9 protein-coding genes are annotated in these 24,706 nt (G+C 45.9%); 7 read left to right on the top strand and 2 right to left on the bottom strand.

Annotated features, from left to right (window positions below; genetic code table 11):
• Window positions 1-40: 40 nt before the first annotated feature.
• Window positions 41-394: a hypothetical protein gene (locus tag AB4180_RS13735; RefSeq protein ID WP_102249235.1), complete on the bottom strand. Its 354-nt coding sequence runs from the start codon at window positions 392-394 to the stop codon at window positions 41-43.
• 201 nt (window positions 395-595) lie between these two features.
• On the bottom strand, window positions 596-14,797 hold the full coding sequence (locus AB4180_RS13730; RefSeq protein WP_102249234.1) for a tandem-95 repeat protein: 14,202 nt from the start codon (window positions 14,795-14,797) through the stop codon (window positions 596-598).
• Window positions 14,798-14,983: 186 nt separating this feature from the next.
• Between AB4180_RS13730 and AB4180_RS13725 the strand changes: the two genes are divergently transcribed.
• The 7 genes from AB4180_RS13725 (at window position 14,984) to AB4180_RS13695 (ending at window position 24,528) form a co-directional block, all read left to right on the top strand.
• Window positions 14,984-15,346, top strand: coding sequence for a hypothetical protein (locus AB4180_RS13725; RefSeq protein WP_017102613.1), 363 nt, complete (start codon window positions 14,984-14,986; stop codon window positions 15,344-15,346).
• A gap of 3 nt (window positions 15,347-15,349) precedes the next feature.
• Entirely contained in the window at window positions 15,350-16,699 is a 1,350-nt protein-coding gene (locus AB4180_RS13720) for an HlyD family type I secretion periplasmic adaptor subunit (RefSeq protein ID WP_009844977.1), read from the top strand.
• Between the two features lie 3 nt (window positions 16,700-16,702).
• Window positions 16,703-18,934 carry a response regulator gene (locus AB4180_RS13715; protein WP_017102612.1) on the top strand — a complete coding sequence of 744 codons (2,232 nt, stop codon included), beginning with the start codon at window positions 16,703-16,705 and terminating at the stop codon, window positions 18,932-18,934.
• Window positions 18,909-20,333 carry a TolC family protein gene (locus tag AB4180_RS13710; protein WP_017102611.1) on the top strand — a complete coding sequence of 475 codons (1,425 nt, stop codon included), beginning with the start codon at window positions 18,909-18,911 and terminating at the stop codon, window positions 20,331-20,333. Before AB4180_RS13715 ends, AB4180_RS13710 begins: the two co-directional genes overlap by 26 nt.
• Window positions 20,323-21,909 carry an ABC transporter transmembrane domain-containing protein gene (locus AB4180_RS13705; RefSeq protein WP_017102610.1) on the top strand — a complete coding sequence of 529 codons (1,587 nt, stop codon included), beginning with the start codon at window positions 20,323-20,325 and terminating at the stop codon, window positions 21,907-21,909. The genes AB4180_RS13710 and AB4180_RS13705 overlap by 11 nt, the downstream gene beginning before the upstream one ends.
• Window positions 21,906-24,044: an ATP-binding cassette domain-containing protein gene (locus AB4180_RS13700; RefSeq protein WP_102249233.1), complete on the top strand. Its 2,139-nt coding sequence runs from the start codon at window positions 21,906-21,908 to the stop codon at window positions 24,042-24,044. Before AB4180_RS13705 ends, AB4180_RS13700 begins: the two co-directional genes overlap by 4 nt.
• Window positions 24,045-24,153: 109 nt before the next feature.
• The gene (locus tag AB4180_RS13695) at window positions 24,154-24,528 is read left to right on the top strand and encodes a hypothetical protein (protein ID WP_102249232.1); all 375 of its coding nucleotides are present in this window, start codon (window positions 24,154-24,156) and stop codon (window positions 24,526-24,528) included.
• Window positions 24,529-24,706: the final 178 nt, after the last annotated feature.

The raw sequence follows: 24,706 nt of genomic DNA, 5'->3' as shown, positions 1-24,706 counted from the left end.
AAACAAGCAATCATGGTCAGCGAATCCAGGCTGCGTTTAATCACCTTAACGAAGTACCTCTTTCGCTGCGTAGAATGAGGTAATTAACATAGGTGGTTTCAAGGCAATCTTGCTCCCACAAAGATAGGATACGCTTAGTGGCAAAGTAATAGTCTTTGTTCCTCAATAACATGCCAACCGTGCGGCTAAGTTTTTCAAATCGCACTTGGTCGCTTGCCGAAATGTAATCGTCATCACTTTGAATAATGGGAGCCAAACCATCGGCAAACCAATTATTTAGAATTTCTCGCATCTCCAATTCAGACTCAGGTACATCCACACTCGACAACTCACGATGTTGAGGTGGTGGTACGATGTATCTCGACGCTTGTGGCGAACTGACATAACGATACATGTCGTCCCTCCTTTCTAACTAACTCTTCTAATAATTAAGGACATTTTTATCTGTTCTCAAGTTTATTTAGCGAAACAAAACAAATAAAAAAGCCATGCATCAATGACTCTACATGGCTTTAATGAGGGCAACTTTACGCTGCCCGATCTACTTGTTGGTTTAGACTAAATGTCGGTTCAGACTAAAACTAAGCCCTCTCGATTAAATCGAGCTTTGGTCGAAGTCGTTGCCTTGATCGGTTCCAGTTTGAGAATCTGAATCGAAGCTTCCAGAGTCGTCCGTGAAGTCAACACCTTGATCTTGACCACCTGAACTTGTCCAGTCGCTGCCACCAGATTCCATACCTGCCATGTCTGGTTGCTGCTCTTGAGTAGAACCTTGCATGGTGTATTGGTCATCGACCTCAACCTCAACAGAACCGTTAGCACCGTCTATTGAACTACCCAATTCGTCGTAACCTTGGAATTGGATCTCGCTAGTACCTTCGTAACCTTCTGGTAGTTCGACAGATACAGGCTGCTCTAGGTTGCCACTGATTGTGAAGCTACCATCACCGTTATCCAGTGCGTTGCTCACAGTAGCGCCCTCAGGTAAGCCAGACATATCAGCGTAATCAACCGATTCGTTACCACTTACCTCATCTGGAATCGAGATAGAGATGGTATCACCCGGTGCCGCGGTTACATCTACTGTACTGTCTTCAGTTTCAGCATCTTGAGCTTGGTCATCAGCTTGTTGAGCCACTTCCACTTGTTGCTCTTCTGTTGCCTGAGCAGCTTGAACTTGTGGTTCATCACTTTGTACTGAATCATCGGCTACTTGGATACTTAAGCTGTGACTTGATACTTCACCGCCGTCGTTAACTTCAACATTCATCGCTAAGTTGCCATCGAAGTCTTCGTTCGGCCAGTAAGTCCACTCACCTTCACCTGATTCGGCAAAGAAGCCAGCATCGTTCGCGTCTGCAACATCAACAACTTGTGCAGAATCACTCACGCCCAACTCATCCACCAGCTGTGCATCCGTGATAGTTAGTGAACCATCATCAGCTAAGGCATAACCTTCACTCGCCGCTGCTTCATCACCACCTTGGATATCCACATTGAAGAAGCTTTCGATGCGGTTTTCACCATCGGTCGCTATAAACCCAACTTGAACATCGCCGGTGTAGTCTTCAGCAGGTGTGAATTGATAGTTACCTTGGTTATCGCTCTCAATTACACCCTGACCTTCCATCAAGCTTACTGACTCAATGCTCAAGCTATCGCCTTCTGCATCGCTCAGGTTCGCTAACATGTCTTCATCAGTGAACGACAAGGTTGCATCCGCTGCGATTTCCGTCGTCGTGATGCTGTTAACTTCTGGTGCAGCATTCTCTTGCGAGTCGCCTTCTTTCACGACCACGCCAGTTTGCTCATCATGAAGCACGCCATCTTTATCAACCACGTAAGCTATATCTGCTTCGCCAGTAAAGCCTGGTGCTGGTGTGAACGTCCAAGTGCCATCGCCATTATCGACAATCTCACCTTGGCTGCGGTCGGCAAGATGAACCAATTTCACTTCATCATCGCTGTCAGCATCCACATTCTCAGCCAAACCGATTAGGTCGTCCGCCGTTAGGATGATGGAATCACCCGCTACGGTTTCGAAATCACCAGAATCGATGCCATCTTCAAACGCTTCCGGCTCATCTCCGTAATCAACCGTTGTTGCGCTAACCGTTACGAAGAACTCACCATGGAAGTCTTCAGGCGGCGTCATTTGAATGTTTGAGATATCCCAGTCGAACAGGTCGATGTATTGACCCGGCTCAGTGATCATCACGGTATTCACACCATCTGTTACCTCGAATCCAACAGGGAAACCTGTCATCACTAGGTTACTTAGCGTTTCTGAATCATCGACTAGTCCAACATTCAATCCTAAGTGACCGGTTTCATCTTCACCGAACACTAATGGACCGTCATGGTCAGTTGAAATAACCGCGCCATCTGCGACAGGACGTACGTACACTGGAACATCGAGAACGGTTTCAAACTCACCATCACTCACGACAACTTGTAGGTCAGAGACGCCTGCAAAGTCGCCTGTTGGTGTGAATGTCCAAGTACCATCACCGTTGTCTGTTACTTCACCACCATCTTCACCGTCTGCGGTAATAATGCGTGAAACAACAAGGTCAGCGGTATCAATGTCACCGAACAGGTTCATCAAGTCGCCAGCATCGAAGGTGAACGCGCCATCTTCATTTGTGGTCATCATTGCGTTACCGACGTTAAACGGTGCGTCGTTAACAGGAATGACATCCACATTCAGCGACCCATCAACCACTTCTTCACCGTCAGTCGCTTGATAACCCAGTTCTACTAAGCCATTAAAGTCTTGAGTAGTCACTAAGTGATACATGCCGTCTGGTTGCTGAGTTAAGGTCGCATTCGCTGGAGCTCGAACTGTGATGCTTTCAATGCTGATCTCATCGCCATCAAGGTCTGTAACTTGATCCGCGATGTAAGCAGGGTCAATCACCATGACCACATCTTCTTCGCCTTGCATCTCAATCATTGGTGCTTCAGGTGCATCGTTCACTGGCGTGACATCGATGTTACCGTCGACTGAAATTGTCTCTTGGCCATCACTAACGTTAAACGTCATTGGCACATCGCCATTGAAGTTTTCGTTTGGTGTAAATGACCAAGTACCATCTTCGTTGTCTAGCAACTCACCCAAGCTAGGGTCGATTTGTAGACCCGAAGCTGACAGCTCATCTGCGGTGTTATCGATGTCGGTAGCTTGAGCTAACAACATGTCTTGTGTGATTAGAATGGTGCTGTCTTCGGCTGTGGTTAGTTCCACTTCCTCAGACTCTGGTCCATCGTTCACAGCCAGAACTTCGATACCTGCCGTTGTTGTTGCAGTTGCACCGTCATCATCGGTCACGACCACATCTAGGCTGATATCACCGTTAAAGTTCTCGTTTGGCGTGAAGGTCACAGACCCATTATCGTTTTGAACCAAGGTGCCGTCAGAGCCTGAGTAAGTCACGCTTTCAAGCGACACTTCACCATCAACGTCAGAGCTATTAGCAATCAACTGTTCAGGGCTAATGTTAATCGTGCCATCTTCATTCATTTGATAAGACGTAGAACCCGCAACCGGCGCATCATTCACATCCGTTACGGTCACATCAATATTGGCATCGACTGTCTCAGTGCCATCAAACACTGTGAAGCCAAGGTTTACATCACCATTGAAGTTCTCGTTGGGCGCAAAGCTGTAAGTGCCATCACCGTTATCCGTGAACACACCTTCTGCGCCCGTGTAAGACACATCCGAGATAGACAGGTCATCTCCGTCGATGTCTGCAGCGCCTGCTAGTAGATCTGCATCCGTGAAGATTAGCGTTCCATCTTCCTCAACTGTGAAGCTTTGGTCAGCGGCTGTCGGTAAGTCATTGACTGGGTTAACCGTTAGGTCGACGCCTGCTTGAACAGTTTCAAGACCATCTGACACATCGAAGCTTAGGTCTATGTCGCCGTTGAAGTCAGCATCCGGTGTGATAGTAAATGAACCATCATCATTCGCTGTTACAGTCGCATTGTCTCCTGCAGATAGGTTACTTGCGGTCAGTGCATCACCATCGACATCTGATGCGTTAGCCAGTAACTGCTCTTGAGATAACGTAATTGAACCGTCTTCATCAACCGAGTAAGCCACGTTTCCAGCCACTGGTGCGTCGTTAACTGCAATAACTTCAATACCAGCGGTGGTTTGAGCCGTTGCACCGTCGTCATCAATAACCGTCACGTCAAGGTTGATGTCGCCGTTAAAGTTTTCGTTTGGTGCGAACGTTACCGAACCATCTTCATTTTGAACCAAGATACCGTCTGCACCTGAGTAGCTCACGCTATCAAGCGACACTTCCCCGTCCACATCAGAGCTATTAGCAATCAACTGCTCAGGGCTCAATGTGATGGTGCCATCTTCGTTCATTTGGTAAGACGTTGCGCCTGCCACTGGTGCATCGTTAACGTCTGTTACCGTTACGTCGATATTTGCATCAACCGTCTCTGTACCGTCAGATACTGAGAAGTCCAAACTTACGTCACCATTGAAGTTCTCGTTCGGTGCAAAGGTGTAAGTGCCATCGCCATTGTCGGTGAACACACCCTCTGCTCCAGTGTAAGACACATCGGCAACTGAAAGCTCGTCACCATCAATATCAGAGGCACCCGCTAGCAGTTGATCGTCTGTAAAGGTAAGTGAACCATCTTCTTCAATGGTGTAAGCGACATCTTCTACAACCGCAATGTCATTCACTGGATTCACAGTAAGGTCGGCCGTTGCAACAACCGTTTCAGTACCATCAGAAAGGTCGAAGCTAAGGTCAATATCGCCATTAAAGTCGGCATCCGGGGTAATGGTAAATGAACCATCATCGTTTGCCGTAACGGTAGCGTTATCACCTGCGGTTAGGTTGGCAGCGGTAAGATCATCGCCGTCCACATCCGATGCTTGAGCAAGCAGCTGCTCTTGGCTTAGTGTGATTGAACCATCTTCATCCACTGAGTAAGCCAAGTCACCTGACACTGGCGCGTCGTTAACCGCGATAACTTCAATACCCGCAGTGGTTTCAGCCGTTGCACCCTCTTCATCAGCAACGGTGACATCTAGGCTGACATTGCCGTTAAAGTTTTCATTTGGTGCGAAGCTGTAAGTACCATCACCATTGTCAGTAAAGATACCGTCTGCGCCTGAGTAGGAAACGTCGCTAACGGATACATCACCTTCAATGTCTGAGCTGTTCGCAAGAAGCTGTGCTTCAGAGACGGTAATCACGTTATCTTCGTCAACGCTGTAGGTCGTTGAACCTGCAACCGGCAAGTCATTGACAGCAATGACGTCGATACCTGCGGTTGTTTCAGCGGTTGCGCCATCTTCATCCATAACAGAGACATCAAGACTGATGTCACCGTTAAAGTTTTCGTTTGGAGCAAAGGTGTAAGTACCATCACCATTATCAGTGAATACACCATCAGTGCCGCTGTAGCTTACATCGCTGACAAACACTTCCCCTTCAACATCCGAGCTATTCGCCAGAAGTTGTGCATCGCTTAGCGTAATACTGCCGTCTTCTTCAACGCTGTAAGTTGTAGAACCTGCTACCGGTACGTCGTTGATTGGAACCACTTGAACATCAATATTCGCCGATACAACATCTGTACCATCGCTCACATCGTAAGTTAGGTCGACATTACCATTGAAGTTCTCGTTTGGAGCAAAGGTATAAGTACCGTCGCCGTTATCCGTGAACACACCGTCTGCGCCTTCGTAGTTAACCGACTCGACAGAAAGATCATCGCCGTCAATATCCGTTGCACCAGTCAGTAGCTGTTCATCGGTAAAGGTCAGCGAGCCATCTTCATTAATGGTGTAGTCGTGGTCGTAAATTACAGAAAGGTCGTTAACTGCTGTTACGGTCACGTCTAGTTCCGTAGGCGCAACCCCACCGTTGCCATCGTCTACGTTGTAGCTAATCGAGAATTCACCATTGAAGTTCTCTTCCGGTGTAATGGTGTAAGTACCATCACCATTGTCAGTGATAAGAGCGTTCTCAATGGAAACATCTCCAACACTTGGTTCGTTTCCACCCGTATCACCAGAGTCATCACCTTCATCGCCCGTTAGCAATTCAGAGATATCAATGCCGTTTTCATTCGCGAGCGCTTCTTCTGCCGTTGGTAAATCAAACGCATTCTCGCTGCCTACATCTTGGCTTGGAACAATAACGCCATTCACGATATCAAATACATGCCAATGGTCACCTGATGGGTTATCGGATAAATCAGGGCTAAAGGTTTCAACCAATGTATCGCCTACAAACACCTGAACTTGTACATCTTCAACACCATCTACATCCCAACTTCTGCTGGTGTAGTTGTGTACTGAATAGTGCATGTCAGCATCTTGATAATTTGGAATAGTGATGGTTTCAGGGCCGCCACCATTTGTGTCATCTACATCTTGTTGAACAATGTTACCTTCACCCAAATCATGGCTCATGTCGCGATAGTAAATATGGTCTAGCTCATTGCCATTCTCTGTATCGTAGAGCCATAGATGGTTGTCCATATCACGTGGGCTTTCACCCCATGTGACCACGATACGCATATCTGTTTCTTCAAGTACTTCAGATATTGCAGTTACGCCACCGTTGGTATCTTCACCAGCTGGAACTAGGAAGCTGCTAGTAATAGAGCCTTCTTGTTCAATAGTAACAGTACCTTGGTCGACAACAGGACCGCTCACAGAGTAGTTACCTGATTGATCCGTCACCGTGGTGTAAGAGTGACCCGCGTTGTCGGTTAACGTCACATCCGCACCTGCGATTGGATTGCCGGTTTCAGCATCCAACACGGTACCGGTTACGGTTGTTTCATCGCCCGGCTCTCCGATAATTGCAGTCATGTCATCGTCTTCGATGTCAGTCGCGAATTGTAGGAGCTCTTCTTGAGTGATTGTGTATGAACCATCTTCTTCTATGGTTATCGCCACATCAGCAGAAACAATTGGCGCGTCGTTAACTGGGTCAACGGTTAAGCCCAAGTTAGCGGCAATTGGTGTGTCGCCATCGTTGATGCTGTAGGCAACATCGATGTAGCCATTGAAGTTCTCGCTTGGAGTGATTGAGAACGTGCCATCGCCGTTATCGACAATCGTTGCATCGTCACCCACTAAGGTTAAGTCGGAAGCGACAAGGTCATCACCTTCAATATCTGCGGCATTCGCAAGTAGCTGCTCCTGCGTGATAGTGATGGTGTTGTCTTCATCAACATTGGCATAAACATCGTCGTTAGTTGGCAGGTCATTAACAGGGTTAACCGTCAGATCGGCATTCGCCACAATCGACTCAGTACCGTCCGAAATATCAAAGCTTAGGTCGATATCGCCATTGAAGTTAGCATCTGGCGTTACCGTAAAGGTGCCATCGCCATTATCAACAACGGTTGCATTATCACCTGCGCTTAAGTTGCTTGCGGTCAGATCATCACCATCCACATCCGAGGCTTGAGATAGCAATTGCTCTTGAGTCAGAGTAATCGAACCATCTTCATCAATGCTGTATGACAAGTCACCCGATACTGGTGGATCGTTAATTGGAAGCACATCAATGCTTGCCGTTGTAGCTGTCGTTGCGCCATCCTCATCGGTCACCACGACATCAAGGCTAACATCTCCGTCGAAGTTTGCGTTCGGCGCGAAGCTGAATGTTCCATCGCCATTATCAGTAAAGATGCCGTCAGCGCCTGTGTAGTTAACGCTATCAATCGCCACTTCACCTTCAATATCAGAAGAGTTCGCCAACAGTTGCTCTGCACTGATGGTGATAACTTCATCTTCGTTCACTGAGTAGCTGGTAGAACCTGCGATTGGCGGATCGTTAACCTCAAGTACGGTGATTCCCGCGGTGGTCGCTTCTGTTGCCCCTTCTTCATCGGTAACAACAACCGCTAAACTCACATCACCATTGAAGTTCTCGTTTGGAGAGAAGGTGTAAGTGCCGTCACCGTTGTCTTCGAACACACCATCACTGCCAGTGTAAGTCACGCTATCAATCGCAACCTCACCTTCAACATCTGAAGAGTTGGCTAATAGCTGTTCGTTACTGATCGTGATTGAGTTGTCTTCATGCACAGTGTAAGACGTGCTGCCCGCCACTGGTGGATCGTTCTCAGGCGTCACGCTCACATCGATGTTCGCTTGAACCGTATCCGTGCCATCTGACACATCAAAGCTGAAGTTCACATCACCATTGAAGTTCTCGTTTGGCGCAAAGCTGTAGCTTCCGTCGCCATTATCAGTAAGAACGCCATCAGGACCCGTGTATGTCACACCTTCTACCGTTAAGTCATCACCTTCAACATCCGTTGCACCCGTTAACAGGTCAGCGTCAGAGAAGTTAAGAACCCCATCTTCACCAATAGTGAATGCTTGGTCTTGTGGCTCTGGCGCATCATTGACAGGTGTTACTGTCAAATCTAGGCCTGCAGCGACCATGTCTTCCCCATCGGTTACATCGTAACTAAATTCGATATTACCGTTGAAGTTTTCGCTCGGTGTAATGGTGAAACTGCCATCGTCGTTCATTTGAACGGTCGCATTTTCATCATTGGTGGTTAGATTGATTGCTGATAGGTCATCGCCATCAATGTCGACAGCGTGCTCTAGCAACTGTTCTTGAGTTAGCGTGATGCTGTTATCTTCGGCTGTAACGGCACTAATATCACCGTCAACTTCTGGAGCATCGTTCGCTGGCGAGATGTGAATCGTCACATCTTGTGTTGCCGTTGCGGTAGTGCCCGTATCAACATCAGTCGATGTCGCATTCACGGTTAGAACCACATCACCATTGAAGTCACCTGAAGGAATAAACTCTAGCCCTTCTAGCTCGCCTGGTTGCAATGACCAAGTGCCATCACCGTTATCGATACCTGCAGAAAGCGAGCTGCCTTCTGGCACGTCTTCAATCAAGATAGCAAGGTTTTCTGAGCCATCGGTATCGGTTAGAGCGGCATCAATATCGAGTGGTACAGGTGTATCTTCGGTACCAATGATTTGGTATTCCGCGTCAGACACTGTGATTTCGATGTTGTCGATACCAAACGATTCGTCATTAACGCTTTGATTCAGGGTTGAACCGAAGCCAAGTTCAAGTTGGCCGTCTTCTACTGGTACCGTTAGGTTGATTTGGTGTGCTTGGTCATTCCAACCACTGAAGCCCTCACCTTGCGACACGCCGTGAACCACTTCGCCGACTTCATTACCCTCTGAGTCGTAAAGCGTTGTAGTGCCATCTTGAGTACGGAACGCAGAATTATCTAATGTCGTTAGCTCTTCGCCACCAACAAAGATTTGGAACGACTCACCATCCCAAGAATCGATTTCGTAGAAGCTAAACGAGATATTAACTTCGCTCACATCACTTGGAATGTCGTAAGTTTTGCTGACGGCTTCATCACCGCCCGTTCCACCAATACGACCTAGCATGTCACCCGACTCGAAGCCTTGTGAGCTTTCAGTACCGGTATTCCAGCCGTTTGAGCCAGACTCGAAGTTGTCTGAAACAATCACTAGGTCAGACGCAATCGACAGCTCTGGCATATCAACCACAGATTGAACATCAATTGTCGCTTCTGCTGGTACTGTCGCTGTACCGTCATTCACGTCGAACGTCACATTTACATTGCCGTCGAAGTTTTCATTCGGTGCGAATGTGTAAGTACCGTCGCCGTTATCAACCAAAGTACCGCTATCTGAAGCCACATTTTCAACCGATAGGTTATCGCCATCAATGTCGCCCGCATTTTGCAGCAGTTGCTCTTCTGTGAAGGTAAAGCTGGTGTCTTCTTGAGTCACAAATTGTGGCTCACCTACTGTTGGCAAGTCATTAACTGGGTTAACCGTTAGGTCAGCTGTTGCTTGAAGCGTCGCATCACCATCGGTAATGTCGAAGTTCAAATCAATGTCGCCATTGAAGTTAGCATCTGGCGTGATAGTGAAACTACCATCATCGTTTGCAGTAACTGTCGCATCACCACCAACGGTCAGGTTAGCCGCTGTTAAGTCATCGCCATCCACATCACTCGCTTGAGCAAGTAATTGCTCTTGGCTCAGGGTAATTGAACCATCTTCGTCCACGCTGTACGCCAAGTCGCCCGATACCGGAGCATCGTTAACAGGCAGAACATCAATGCTTGCGTTGGTCGCTACGGTTGCGCCTTCTTCATCAGTAACGACAACATCAAGGCTTACATCGCCATCGAAGTTAGCGTTTGGTGCGAAGCTGAATGTGCCATCACCATTGTCGGTAAAGATACCGTCTGAGCCTGTGTAGTTAACGCTATCAATCGCCACTTCACCTTCGATATCAGAAGCGTTCGCCAACAGTTGCTCTGAACTGATGGTGATAACTTCGTCCTCGTTGACTGAGTAGCTGGTTGAGCCTGCGATTGGTGGATCGTTCACCTCAAGTACAGTAATACCCGCGGTGGTCGATTCAGTTGCACCCTCTTCATCGGTAACGACAACATCAAGGCTAACTTCGCCGTTGAAGTTTTCGTTTGGTGAGAAGGTGTAAGTACCGTCACCGTTGTCTTCAAAGACACCATCAGCGCCAGTGTAAGTCACGCTATCGACTGCCACATCACCTTCAATGTCCGAAGTGTTAGCAAGTAACTGTTCGTCGCTGATGGTAATTGAGTTGTCTTCATGAACGGTGTAAGACGTGCTACCTGCAACCGGTGGATCGTTCTCTGGTGTCACGCTGACATCAATGTTGGCTTGAACCGTATCCGTGCCATCTGACACATCAAAACTGAAGTTCACATCACCATTGAAGTTCTCGTTTGGCGCAAAGCTGTAGCTTCCATCGCCATTATCAGTAAGAACACCATCAGCGCCCGTGTAGAGCACGTTTTCAATCGACAGTTCATCACCATCAATATCTGACGCGCCTGCAAGTAGGTCAGCATCGGTGAAGAGTAACGTACCGTCTTCTTCAATCGTGAACTGTTGATCTTGCGCTTGTGGCAAGTCATTCAACGGGTTCACTGTGATATCAAGACCGACTTGAACCTCACCACCATCGTTATCGATGATATCGAAACTCAGGTCTAGGTCGCCGTTGTAATCAGCGTCTGGTGTAATGGTGTAGCTACCATCGTCGTTTTGTTGGATGGTTGCATTTTCATCGGTCGAAAGGTTAATAGCTTCTAGGTTTTCGCTATCAATATCACCAGCTCGCGCCAGTAACTGCTCTTGGCTTAGTGTGATTAAGCTGTCTTCGTTGATGGTGTAAGCCAAATCGCCCGATACTGGTGGATCGTTAATTGGCAGTACATCAACATTAATCTGTGTCTCTACCGTCGCACCATCTTCATCTTGAATGGTCACACCCAATTGAACCTGACCATTAAAGTTTTCATTGGGTGCAAAGCTGCATGTACCATCACCATTTACAGTGAAGATACCGTCAGAGCCATCGTAGTTAATGCCAACAAGTTCTACATCGCCTTCGATATCCGAAGCATTCACAAGAATCTGAGATTCACTGAACGTCAGAACCGAATCTTCATCAATGGTGTATGACGTTGGACCTGCGACCGGTGGATCATTCACTTCTAGAACGGTAATGCCCGCGGTGGTCTCATCAATCGAACCGTCTTCATCAGCAACAATAACGTCAAGGCTGATATCGCCACTGAAGTTTTCATTAGGAAGGAAGGTATAACTGCCGTCACCATTGTCTTGGAACACACCATCCGTACCACTGTAGGTCACGCTATCAACCGATACCGCACCTTCAACGTCAGAAGAGTTTGCTAACAATTGCTCATCAGAAATTGTGATAGCGTTGTCTTCATTGACCATGTACGAGGTAGAGCCAGCAACTGGCGGATCGTTCTCAGGTGTCACGCTCACATCAATATTTGCACTAACCGTTTCTGTGCCATCAGACACATCGAAGCCGAAGTTTACATCGCCATTGAAGTTTTCGTTTGGTGCAAAGGTATAAGTACCATCACCATGGTCCGTTAATACACCGTCACCGCCTGTGTAGCTGATGCCTTCTACGGTGAGGTCATCGCCATCGATATCGGTGGCATCAGTAAGCAGGTCAGCGTCAGTGAATTGGAGCGTACCGTCTTCTTCTACACTGAACTGTTGATCTTGAGGAACTGGCAGATCATTGATTGGATTAACAGTAAGATCGGCGGTTGCTTGAACCGTGTCAGTACCATCCGTGATGTTGAATTGGATATCAACGTCACCATTGAAGTTCGCATCAGGAACAATGGTGAAGCTACCATCATCATTAGCGGTTACCGTTGCGTTTCCATCAACCGTTAGGTCGCTCGCGGTTAGGTCTTCACCTTCAACATCGGACGCTTGAGACAACAACTGATCTTGGCTCAATGTGATTGAACCGTCTTCGTTAACGTTGTAAGCCAAATCACCCGAGACTGGTGCATCATTAATTGGCAGAACATCCACGTTGATGACCGTATCAACTTCTGCGCCGTCTTCATCACGAATAGTCACGTCAAGTTGAACTTGGCCATTAAAGTTCTCATTCGGTGCAAAGCTACAAGTCCCATCTCCATTGACTGAGAAGATGCCATCAGGGCCGTCGTAGCTAATGCCGACAAGCTCAACATCCCCTTCTAAATCAGAAGCATTCAGTAGCATTTGTGACTCACTGAAGGTCAGTACTGAGTCTTCATCAATGGTGTAAGACGTTGGGCCTGCGACTGGCGGATCATTCACTTCAAGTACGGTGATACCCGCAGTTGTCGCATCGGTTGCACCTTCTTCATCGGCAACCACTACATCTAGGGCAATTTCACCGCTGAAGTTCTCATTTGGCGAGAAGGTGTAAGTGCCATTACCGTTGATTTCAAGGACACCATCACTACCCGAGTAAGTCACGCTGTCTATCGATACATCACCTTCGATGTCTGAAGATGTTGCCAATAGTTGTGCATCAGAAATGGTAATCGAATTGTCTTCATTAACTGTGTAAGACGTAGAGCCAGCAACTGGCGGATCGTTCTCTGGAGTCACGCTAATATCAATGTTTGCAGACACCGTATCGGTGCCGTCTGAAACATCGAAACTAAAGTTTACGTCGCCATTGAAGTTTTCATTTGGCGCAAAGCTGTATGAGCCCCCACCCAGGTCAGTCAGTACGCCATCAGTACCTTCATAACTGATACCTTCAACCGTCAGGTTATCACCTTCAACGTCTGTCGCACCTGTAAGCAGATCCGCGTCTGTGAACAGTAAAGTACCGTCTTCTGCAATACTGAACTGTTGATCTTGAGGCACTGGCAGATCATTAACTGGGTTAACAGTTAGGTCTGCGGAAGCTTGAACGGTATTGGTGCCATCAGAGATATCAAAACTGATATCAATGTCGCCATTGAAGTTCTCATCTGGCGTGATAGTGAAACTGCCATCATCGTTTTGAGTAACGGTTGCATCACCGCCAACTGTTAGGCTGCTGGCTGTCAGGTCATCGCCTTCAACGTCAGACGCTTGCGATAGAAGCTGCTCTTGGCTTAAACGGATAGAACCGTCTTCATCGATTGAGTATGCTAGGTCACCTGACACAGGCGCATCATCAACCGCTGTTACGCTCACATCGATGTTGGTAGAGACTGTATCGGTACCATCTGATACATCGAAACCGAAGTTTACGTCGCCATTAAAGTTTTCATTCGGTGCGAAGGTGTATGTGCCATTACCGTTGTCGGTAAGAATACCGTCGCCACCGTCGTAGGTCACACTTTCAATAGTAAGGTTGTCACCTTCAATGTCCGTCGCACCAGAAAGAAGATCAGCGTCGGTGAAGACAAGAGTTCCGTCTTCCTCTATTTCAAACGTTTTATCTTCTGGTACAGGTGCGTCATTAATAGGACGAACCGTTAAATCAATTGCACTACTTATGGTTTCTTGGCCGTCACTGATATCAAAAGTAAGGTCTAGCTCGCCATTAAAGTCAGCGGAAGGTACAACTGTGAATGTACCGTCACCATTATCTTGAACCGTTGCATCTGCGCCGACTTGAACATTTGAAGCAACAAGCTCATCACCATCAACATCACTTGCGTATTCGAGTAATTGTTCTTGAGTAAATGTTATGGAGCCATCTTCATCCATGATGTAAGCCAGATCTTGTTCAGCCTCTGGAGCATCATTTTCACTTTCCACTTTGATTTTGAACGTTTCACTTGTTGTCTCAGAATCAAAGTCATCTTCTACTTCACTGATGGTCTCTTCATCTGAAGCTTGAACATCAACGGCAAATGTCTCTTCGACTGTCTGTGAATCGAGGTCATCATCGACTTGTTGGCCATCAGATTCAGAAGATGTAGCACTCGGCGCTGCAGATGTACGTGCTGCTTGGCCTTGTTCTTCATTACCCTCAGCGTCGGCTCCACCTGTCGCAGCCTCTGCGTTATCGCCACCTACGGCTTGAGCGCCAGCACCTGCTCCGCCACCACTGCCAGCAGCATTATCCGAGCCAGCTTCCGAAGCCGCACCACCGACTACATTAGATTGAGCTGCATCTGAATCTCCATCGCTTTCTGGCGTCTCTTCTTGAACAGCCGCACCAGAAGCTGCTGCTTCTTCTGAATTACCAGCACCACTTGGATTGTCTTCCAACGCTTGGTTCACTTCGTCTGCCGCGTCGGTATTTTCAGCACCCGTCGCTACCGTCGACGCAATCGTGTTCTGTTGATTCTGCTGTTGGGAGGGCGTACCCGCGTCGTTCGTGTCCGTCTGTTCTACCGCGTCATTGAGATCTTCATTTTGGTTGTTTTGGTTATTTTCGCCTGCCATTACAGCCTCCGTTGCTACTAGCTAACTGATCGTATTTAGAGGCATTAAAGGACACCATTTTGAAAAACCAAGTTTTTATACAACTTTTTTCATATTTTTCTTTTTATGCATAAAGAAGTAAAAAAAATTTGAAAACTGCCTTTAAAGATCCTTAGTTATTGTGATTAAAGCAATTAAGGCAGTGGAATGATGATAGACATGACGAATTTATTGCGTTCAATCGACAACAACCACAAAGGGCTGCAATTGCTGCTAGGCGACTTTTATAAGGACTTTTCGGACGCACCGATGAACATAGAGATGCTTCATAAAGGTAATCGTTTTGATGAACTCAACAACTACTCTAAAAAATTGAAAACCATCTTAACTTTGTTATGCGACCAAGACCTGCCGCCCAAAATGGCCAAGTTGGAACATTTGAGTAAACACGAATTCCCTGCGCCGGAAGCGCTTTTAGAGGATGTAAAAACTGAACTACAAAACGTCAATAGACAAATCCATCACTTGTTGGATATTAAGGAAGTTGTAGATGACGAGTCATCGAGGTAGGTCATGAGCAATAACCAAATAGAGCATCACCTAAGAAAAGCGCTTGTTTCTAACAACGAGGCTTCCAAGGTCACAGCAGATGACACCATCGTGCTTGCAAGTGCGATGACTAGCGTTCACAAGACGTTACTCATCATTTTTCTACTTGCTTTGGTGGCTATCGCCGTAGCGTCACAAGCACGCATCGACATTGTCGTTTCTGTGCGTGGCGAGCTGTTACTAGAGTCTGATGTTGAGAAAGTTCAACATCTAGAAGGCGGTATTTTAGAAGAGCTGTTAGTGAGAAAAGGGGAAGTTGTGTATGAAGGCCAACCTATTGCTCGAATCCGCTCACTCGACCGTAACACCCAACTCGATACAGTGAACACCGAAATCATTCAGCTGGAACTCGATAAAATCCGTTATGAAAGCTTGCGTGACATGGTCGAACCAAACTTTGCTTCTTACATCGAAAAGTACCCAGAACAAGTTCAAGTCAACATGAATACGTGGCAGCAAGAGTTCTCGAAGAACCGCTCTAACGAAGAGCTGATCACTCACGATATTAAACACAAAAACTCTCTAATTGGATCAATGCTAAAGCGTCGCAAAAGCTCAGAGAACCAACTCTCACTCATTCGCAAACAACTCAACATCAAAAACACGCTTTATAAAGAAGAGATGGCGTCATATGTCGACGTTCTAAATATGAAAGTACAAGAATCCAATATGGTTCGTGAGATTGAAAACCTTGATGAGTCCGTCATGAATGAACGTTTCCAGCTCGACAAACTCGAGAAACAACATCGAGACTTGGTTGAGAACCGAAACTCTGAGTACCAAGCACAAATCATCCAGGCCAATAAAGACCTCAAACTAAAACGGATCTTACAACCACAGCACTCCGATAAGGTAGACCGACTCATAGTCTACTCACCAGTGGATGGTGTGGTCGACAAATTACACTTCAACTTCCGTTCTGCGGTAATACCACCCGGCGAGAGTATCGCTGATATTGCTCCAATCAATAACTCCCTACACGGTGAAGCGAAAATTCCGCGTAAAGACATGGGGTTTGTTGAAATTGGCCAGGCGGTAAAAGTAAAAATGGATACTTATAACTTCGCAAAATATGGATTTGTTGAGGGAACCATCGCCTCAATTAGCCGTTCATCATACGAAGAAGAAGATGCCGAATTCTATTTGGCAGAGATTGAGATTGATCGAAACTTTCTTGAACGAGGAGGCACTCAATACAAATTATCACCTTATATGGAATTTACCGCCGACGTAAAAACAGGCTCGCGTCGCGTGATCGAATACGCTGCAAAACCTGTGATGTCAGCCATCGAAGATGCATTCGATGAGAGGTAATCAATGAGCGGAAAACCTTCTTATAACATTTCCGTACCAGCTCTACGTCTGAGCATATTGTTCAGCGTAGTACTAGCGGCGCTCGCTTTCTATTTATACTTTTCTTGGTCAAAAGTAGATTCGGTTGCTCAAGTGCAAAGTGCCCCACTGCTCATACAAGCTCAGAAGCTTAATCAGACCATCGAACAAGATATTCAAACTCTACAGCAGTGCTTAAGTACCGACACTTGTGGTACTAACGAATTCAATCTAGTTAACTTGAAGCGTGAAATAGATGAATTTAGATCGCTAGCCTCTTTGAACAAAACTGAGTTCAGCTTGGTTGGCGCGACTGAATACACCCAACTTGAATTAGCTATCAATCGCTTTTCCGACAGCACTAAAACACGCAACGACGTACTCGACTTATACCTGTCACTGACCAACAACTACCTACAGATGGACGACAACTACCGCACCATGTTCAACAACCATGCGAGCGACTTGATGTCAGAGAAAAATGAGTTCTTTATCTGGTTGTTTATGGTGGTCGTGATACTGGCAGTAATCACGGTCCTATCGAACTCAGTTGCTATGTTGAAGCTGAAGAAATCCAGCTCTAATGAACGAGAAATCGACTATGAGTTCGATGCTCTCTATCAAGAGCTGAAACAACTCGACTTACAAAGACTCGAAGAGCTTCTGAATGAAGTGAGCATCAATCCGAAACAACGCCAGATCTACTCTCACCTCAAACTGATTTTCAGTAAATTGGAAGACCAAAAGCGCAATAACGATCTCTACAAACAGCTGTATGCGCTAATCGGCTATGAGATTCGCGGAATCACCAACACCATCAACGGTGGTGTCCAATATCTGGTTCAAGAAACCGATGAAAACGGCGTATTGATGGCGAAGGATATTACCTCAGCATGTAGTACGTTATCTGAGTTAGCAGAAAACTATAACCGTTTGATTTCACAGGGTACGGAAAGTAAGTCGAAGGAATTCTCTTTACTGAGCGTGTTGTCTGAATTGATGATTCATATCAGCGCCAAAGTTCAGAGGAACGAAGGTCAACTCGACTGCTTTATCTCTGATAATTTGCCGAACCGTGTGGAAGGCCAATCCACCAGCTTGTTCTGGATCTTGTTCCTGCAGCTTTCTAACGCCATCCAACTTAAATCAAACAAGAAGTTGTTCGTGACAATAGAGTCTGGCGCAGCTTCGGATATGGAAAATACACGTGTCACCATCAATCTGAATTTCCTTTCAACACTGGATGTCTCTGTCGCCAAGCTCAATAAGCTCCATTGGAGCGATCATAAACACCATACTGCTAACACAGACGACTTAGCGAAAAGCGTATTAAAAGATTACGGGTATTACGAAAGTCACTGGTTCCAATCGGGTACACAGGAACGTTTTCAGATCGAGCTTGATCTCAAGGCGAAGAATTTCCATACAGAGAAAACTCGCTTCGACGGCAAGCGTTTACTGCTTTGCGCCAATACACAAGTTCGTATAGATGTAATGAAGAAAATGCTCAGTAACTTGGGGCTTGATATCACTGAAATCCGCACTGCAAATGAGTTGTTTTCAGCGGCGAAGACCTTTGGTGAGTACGATGCCATCATGCTGACCGATACCTTTGAACCTAACAAGCTGCCATCACTGAGCAAAACGGTGAAATCTCAACTTAAGAATCATCCAAATACCAAGCTGTTGCTGTCAGTAACCAATACTCAGCATGCACAAGAGTGTCACAGCTTCGTCGATAAGATCATCAACTCCCCTGCGATTCCTTATGAGTTTATTCCGAACTTACTCACCATTATGGAAGCAGAAGCATCAGAAGAGCAGATGGAAAACAGTTCATTCCTTATCGTAGAGGATGACCGAGTTCAACAGATCTTACTTAAACGAATTTTAACCAAACAAGAGTATGAACCAGACACGGTTGGCGATGGTGCCGACGCAGTAGAGCACTTCATGAATAAACGTTCTGACATCATTTTCATGGACTGCATCATGCCAGGTATGGGCGGCATTGAAGCGACCAAACGCATTCGCCAGTTTGAACAAGAGAACGAGAAAAACCCTTGTACCATCATAGGGGCAACCGCATTGACCAGCAGTAACGAACACCAGGCTTGTATTGAAGCCGGAATGGATTACGTGATCAGCAAACCTTACAAAAGCGACCAAATCATCAAGGTGATCAACAAGTATGTGGCGGTACAGAAACTTAACTAGCAGCATTATGGCTGCGCTTGCATTCAGCACAACACCTTCAGTATCGGCGACGACCCTGCTTGAGGCGGTAGAACTCGGCCTGCAAAACAGCCTATCCCTTCGCGCCAGTGATAAAGGTGTGGAAGAGAACGAATACAACATTGGGATCAGCCGCTCTAAGTTTCTTCCTTCACTCAATGGTGCAGCTGATACTACATGGAATGAGAATGAAACCTTGTTATCGAGCGTGCCCGATGAAACCTCCAGCTATAACTCAAACAGCTACAGCCTTTCCCTTACCCAATCGATATTCAATCTTGGTGATATTTTTAAATATGGAACGGCAAAACTCGACTTCAATATTGAAGAAATTAAACACGAGAACAAAATCCAGAGCACTATCTCTGAAATCGGCTCTCAATACTTCGAGTATTTGAAAAACAATGCGCAAATAAAAGCGACCAAGGTAGAGCTTAAGTCGTCTGAGACTCGTGAACATCAGATGCGACGCAACGTAGAGTTGGGGAACACAGCCGCCAGCGAGCTGTACGAAGTTATCGCTCAGAAAGAAGGTGTGTCGAATCGATTAAGAACCTTGCAGAAAGATCGCCGTGTCATTCTCAACGGGCTATCCATTCAGATTCAGTACCCTATCACTCCATCACAGGATATATACGAAAGTGTGCCATTAAAAGAGATAAACGAAAGCGAACAACACTCAATCATGGATCAAGCGTTAAAGCTCAACAACGACTTACTAGTAGCCAAGAAAAACGTCGAGAGAAGCCGTAGAAGCTTAAAAGAGAGCGGTACAAACTTCTTACCTACCGTGTCACTCTCAGCCAGCTATCGTCACGATGACGCCAATAACTACGATAAAACCGACATCACAGCGACAGGCGAAAGCAACTCAACTAGCGTTGGCTTGAACCTAGCCTTGCCTATTTTGTCTGGTGGTTCTGATTACTATGGATATCAAAAATCATCGACGGCAATTGAACGTACTGAACTGCTTTATCAAGACTCGCTTTACACCACGCGCAACAGCGTGAACACCTCTGTACTCAACATCAACGATTTTTCGCAATCTATAAGCAGTTACGAGAACATCATTCGCGCCAACTATGCCTCTTATAAAGGGATCCAAAGAGCCTACCAATTAGGCACGCGTACCATCACCGACTTGCTGGCGGCGGAAAGTAAACTGTTCAGCGCTTTGAGAGACTATGAAAGCGCACGATACGACTACATCATCGAGACCATCAAGCTTGAGCAAATTAAAGGCATACTCTCAATTCAATCGATAGAGAGCATCATGCAATTGATGAGCGATATTGAGGGACGAGACAATCAAGATTTGGTGCCGAAACACCTTCTCTCAACGGAGTCATTGAGAAAAGGAGGTCGTAATGCAAACTGAGCAATTTTCGCAAAAGATCAATATGGCAGATAAGTGTTATCTGACTTTCTCAACGATAATATCGACCCTGTTTGGCTTGGTACTGCCCTTCTCTATTCTGATCATTTTTGACCGAGTGTTACCCAACCAAGCACAAGATACTCTGTTCTTACTGTTTACGATTATCTTGATTTCCATCTTCCTTGACTACCACCTGAAAAATCAGGAAGAGAAGATTTCCTCTGTCATCATGAGGCAGTTTGAGACCAACTTAACCAATAAGGTATTTCAATCCATCTGTTTGGCTGAGATCTCTAAATTCCGCCGTTTAGAGCCCGGTGAATATTTGGAGCGTATTTCGACCATTCCAGAACTGAAAACCTTTTTTGGTGGAGAATCGGTTCGAGCACTGATCAACCTTGCTGTCAGTTTGATTACCATCCTTATCATAGGACTCATCAACATATGGGCTGGTATTACACTTCTGATTGCCTCTGTCATCTTGGCTATTTTCGCGTGGAGCCTTTCCAAACAAAAGATTGGTAGTTTGCAGAATAAGTCAGACATCGAAGGGTTAACCACCTCCAAAATCATCGAGATCATCTCTAGCCCGCTTGATATCAAAGCTCGAAATATGGAATACCGCGTTGAAAGCCTGATGACACAAATGGTCGAGGAACGTGAAGTTGAAAACATCAAATACGAACAGATTGAATCGAATTTTGGCTTAATCTTAGCGCTCATCCAACAACTCTCGATTGCTTGTGTTGTTGTGGTATTGGCAACAGCCGTGATCAATATGGAGTCAAGCCAAGGCATTATGGCCGCGATAATCATGCTTACCAATCGTTACTTCGCGCCCTACCAACAAGTGATGCGTACCGCGAGCCGCTGGGAACTAAACAAGCTCCATATACAACGTATCGCCGAACTTCTTGAACTGGCCGCGTCGGTTGAACATCAACATGAGACGACCGAAGTAGAACGTATTTCTGTTAAATATTCTGAAAAGCAGCGTATCGAATTCGAACTCGGACAAACTTATTTGCTTACCGGGAAAAGTGGCTCCGGCAAGACCCACCTTGCTAACTGTATTACACGTCAGAACAATGATAACAAACTGGACATCATGATTAATGACACGCCTCTGAGTGACGTAAACTACAACGTTTGGCGTAACAGCGTGCTGATGGTCGATAAAACAAGTTCATTCGTGGAAGGGACCATTATTGATAACCTAACCTGTTTCCGTCCAAGCCTGAACAATACGGCTTTCGCCTTATGTGAAACCATGAACATCAAGGCTCAAATTGATGGGCTGCCTGCAGGTTTCTATACCGAGCTCAAAGGTCACATGCGTAACCCATTCTCACGCCAAGTTGGCTATGCTCTGTTATTAGTCCGTGCCCTGCTCGCCAGTAAGCGTGTGTTGATATTCGACGATATAGACTGCGTCTTTGATGAAGAATTTGCGCGCGTCGTGCTGACCAGTACCGCCTATCGTGCCAATGACAAAATCTTAATCATCGCCAGCAATAAGATGGATAAACTTAACCACCGCCTCAAACGCGTAAAACTTATCGGAGGTGACCAATGAGTATCCTAGTAGACTTCAATAATGTGCCGCAACGTGTTTTGGATTTTGAATCTAGTGGATACGACGAACGTTACAGTCAATCGCCACTTATTCGTGGTTTGGCCTACACCTTGATAGCGCTCGAATGGGAAGGCACGCCCGCTATACTCAGCGATGCTTTTATTCCAAAACCCAAAGACGGCGATAGCTTTACAGCAACCATAGAGCGCCTTGGATACCGCTGTGATGTGACCAAACTAAAGACACTCGAGAATATCGATAAATATCCTCACCCGTGCTTTATTGAGATAGAAAACCTCAGTGCCATCTTCTTAGGGACAAAAGATGGGAAGTTGCTGCTGTTTGATTACACGAACAACAACACCATTGAATACCCAATGTGTAAAAAGCCCTGCTTGCTGATTTCTATTAGCGAGTACTCTCGTCTGTTCCGCGAACCACCTCCGGAATCGCAAGACAGAAGCAATTGGATAAAATACGCTTTCTATCGTTACAACAATGAACTTAAAAGCCTGATCATTCTGAGCTTCGTCATCAGTATTCTCGGTGCGTTACAGCCATTCTTCATCATGAGTGTCTATAACTTCGCACTGACTTCGAGTTCTCAAGCCACGCTCTATTGGTTGACCCTATTTGCCGTGATCGTCGGCTTCTCGGAATACTTCTTCAAAAAGATGCGAGTCAACATCATTGCGACCTCCGGTAAAGATCTCGCGGTTCACATATCCCAAGCCGTAATATCGAAACTGCTTTGGCTGCCCTACGCAATGACTTCAACCGCAGGGGTTTCGTCTCAGTTGGCTCGTTTGAAAGATATCGATACCTTCCGCCGCTTAGTGACCGCAGAATCGACCCTTAGTTACTTTGATATGCCGTTTGTGATTGTATTCATCATTGCGATTGCTCTGATGTCTGGCACCGCTGCACTTGTGGTGATGGGCGGCTTAATATTGATGTTGGTGTTCTGTGTTTACTCTCGTTACATCTACTCACAAGCCACATCTAAAAGCTCTCGCGCCAATGCGATGGTCTCTTATCAATGGAATGAAATCCTTCGTGGTATCAAGACCATTCAGGGTTTGCCTTTGTTGCGCGTGGTTCAATCTCGTTTTAGTGCCTCCCATATGCAAAGCACCAATGATGCGGAGAATGTCGCTGTAACCAACAGTAAAATTCAGGCTGCAGGTGGTAGTTTGATTCAGGTGATTGGTACTGCAAGTATCGTGACCGCAGTAATCGGAGTCATGGAAGGCACTTCTGATGCGGGCGCGATGCTCGCAACCGTTATTCTCGTTTGGAAAGCACTAGGCCCGATAATGGGCATCTATAACTCAATTTCTAAGTTTCAATCCATCAAGGCTTCGTCGGCACAGATCAACAACTTGATGTCGATGAATGACGACAAGTTAACGCTAGAAAAAAGCCCGCCTATTCGGCTGTTCCAAGGAAATATTGTGGGCAGTGGTGTCAGCCACCGTTACACAGGGGCAGCAACAGGGTTAACCAACTTGGGGTTCAAAATACCACCCAGTGCAAAAGTGGTCATTTGTGGCCCTACGGGCTGCGGAAAAACCACCTTAATTTCAATCATTGCTGGGCTAGAAGACCGCTATCAAGGCGCAGTTTCTGTCGATGGTTACAACATTAAACAGTTCAATAGCTACCGTTATCGCACCTCAATTAACTACATCCCTTTTAACCTGCATATTTTTGAAGGCTCACTAGAAACCAACTTCATTCTGCATAACGGACTCATTCCGACAGAGAAAATGCAGGAGATGGTGAGCTTCTTCGAGCTAGACGAATGGCTGCCAGAAGGCTTAGCGACTCAATTGAGTGTCGATAAGTGCAAAGGTCTTCCCAATGGCATTCAACAAAAGCTGCGTTTGGCACTTGGTTTAGGTAACTGTGAGCAATCTCTGATAATCATTGATGAACCGTTCAACGGGGCTGAAAATGAAAACGCCCAGTATTTTAACCGCCTGTTCAGCGATAAGTTGCTGAATAAAACCGTCATTTTTTCGACCAATGATCCCGGTTTGATCGCTACTTCCAATATGAGTTTGGTTCTAGAACCTGATGGCAACTTGAAATATTTTGGCTTAACAGACAAATACTTAAACAGCTTGAGTTAAACACGACGATGCTTATTCACAAATTACTCGTTAGATAAATAGATGTAATTGACAAAAACATAAGTGAGAGAGATGATTCGCTCTAAAATCACCGATACAAAGGAAGCAAATGTACACATTCGTTGCAGACAAGCTTGATGTAGCTTACTTATCCGCAATTCCTGAAAACCATCAACTTCAGGGCTGCGATGTGCCTGAAGAGGAAATCGAACTTCGAGAGATCATAGAAGTTTGGTATGAGTGTGCCTTTCTACCCGTTTTCAATCTTCAGAAAATCGATATCGAGAACAAAGCTGAGTTAACCGTCGTACAATCAAATGTTCTGAGCAACGATACGCGTACGCTCGCTTTCCTACTCAAAAACAGAGTGTACCGCGCTGCACTGAACAGAATACTCGGTGTTTGGGCGCTAGAACCTTCTGCAAAAACGGGGTTAGAGCAACTTCTATTTGAACTAAGTCTCGATAAAAATCACCCTAATTAACTCGCTTTTTAAGATACTCATCAATAAGCATCAAAATCAAACCGACCGCCAAACGCTATAAATTGCTAGCAAGACAAGCTATTTCAAAATAAGCTGTGGAATCACAAGAACTTATACCCCTCCCACACTTCCATTAAATTTACAGTTTCAAAGTTTCCATATCGGCATTTTTATTCTA

Origin of the sequence: Vibrio sp. 10N.286.49.C3 (assembly GCF_041469545.1) — a bacterium.
Lineage (GTDB): Bacteria > Pseudomonadota > Gammaproteobacteria > Enterobacterales > Vibrionaceae > Vibrio > Vibrio tasmaniensis_A.
Note: the sequence above shows the minus strand (reverse complement) of the source record. Positions and strands in the feature narration are given on the sequence as shown.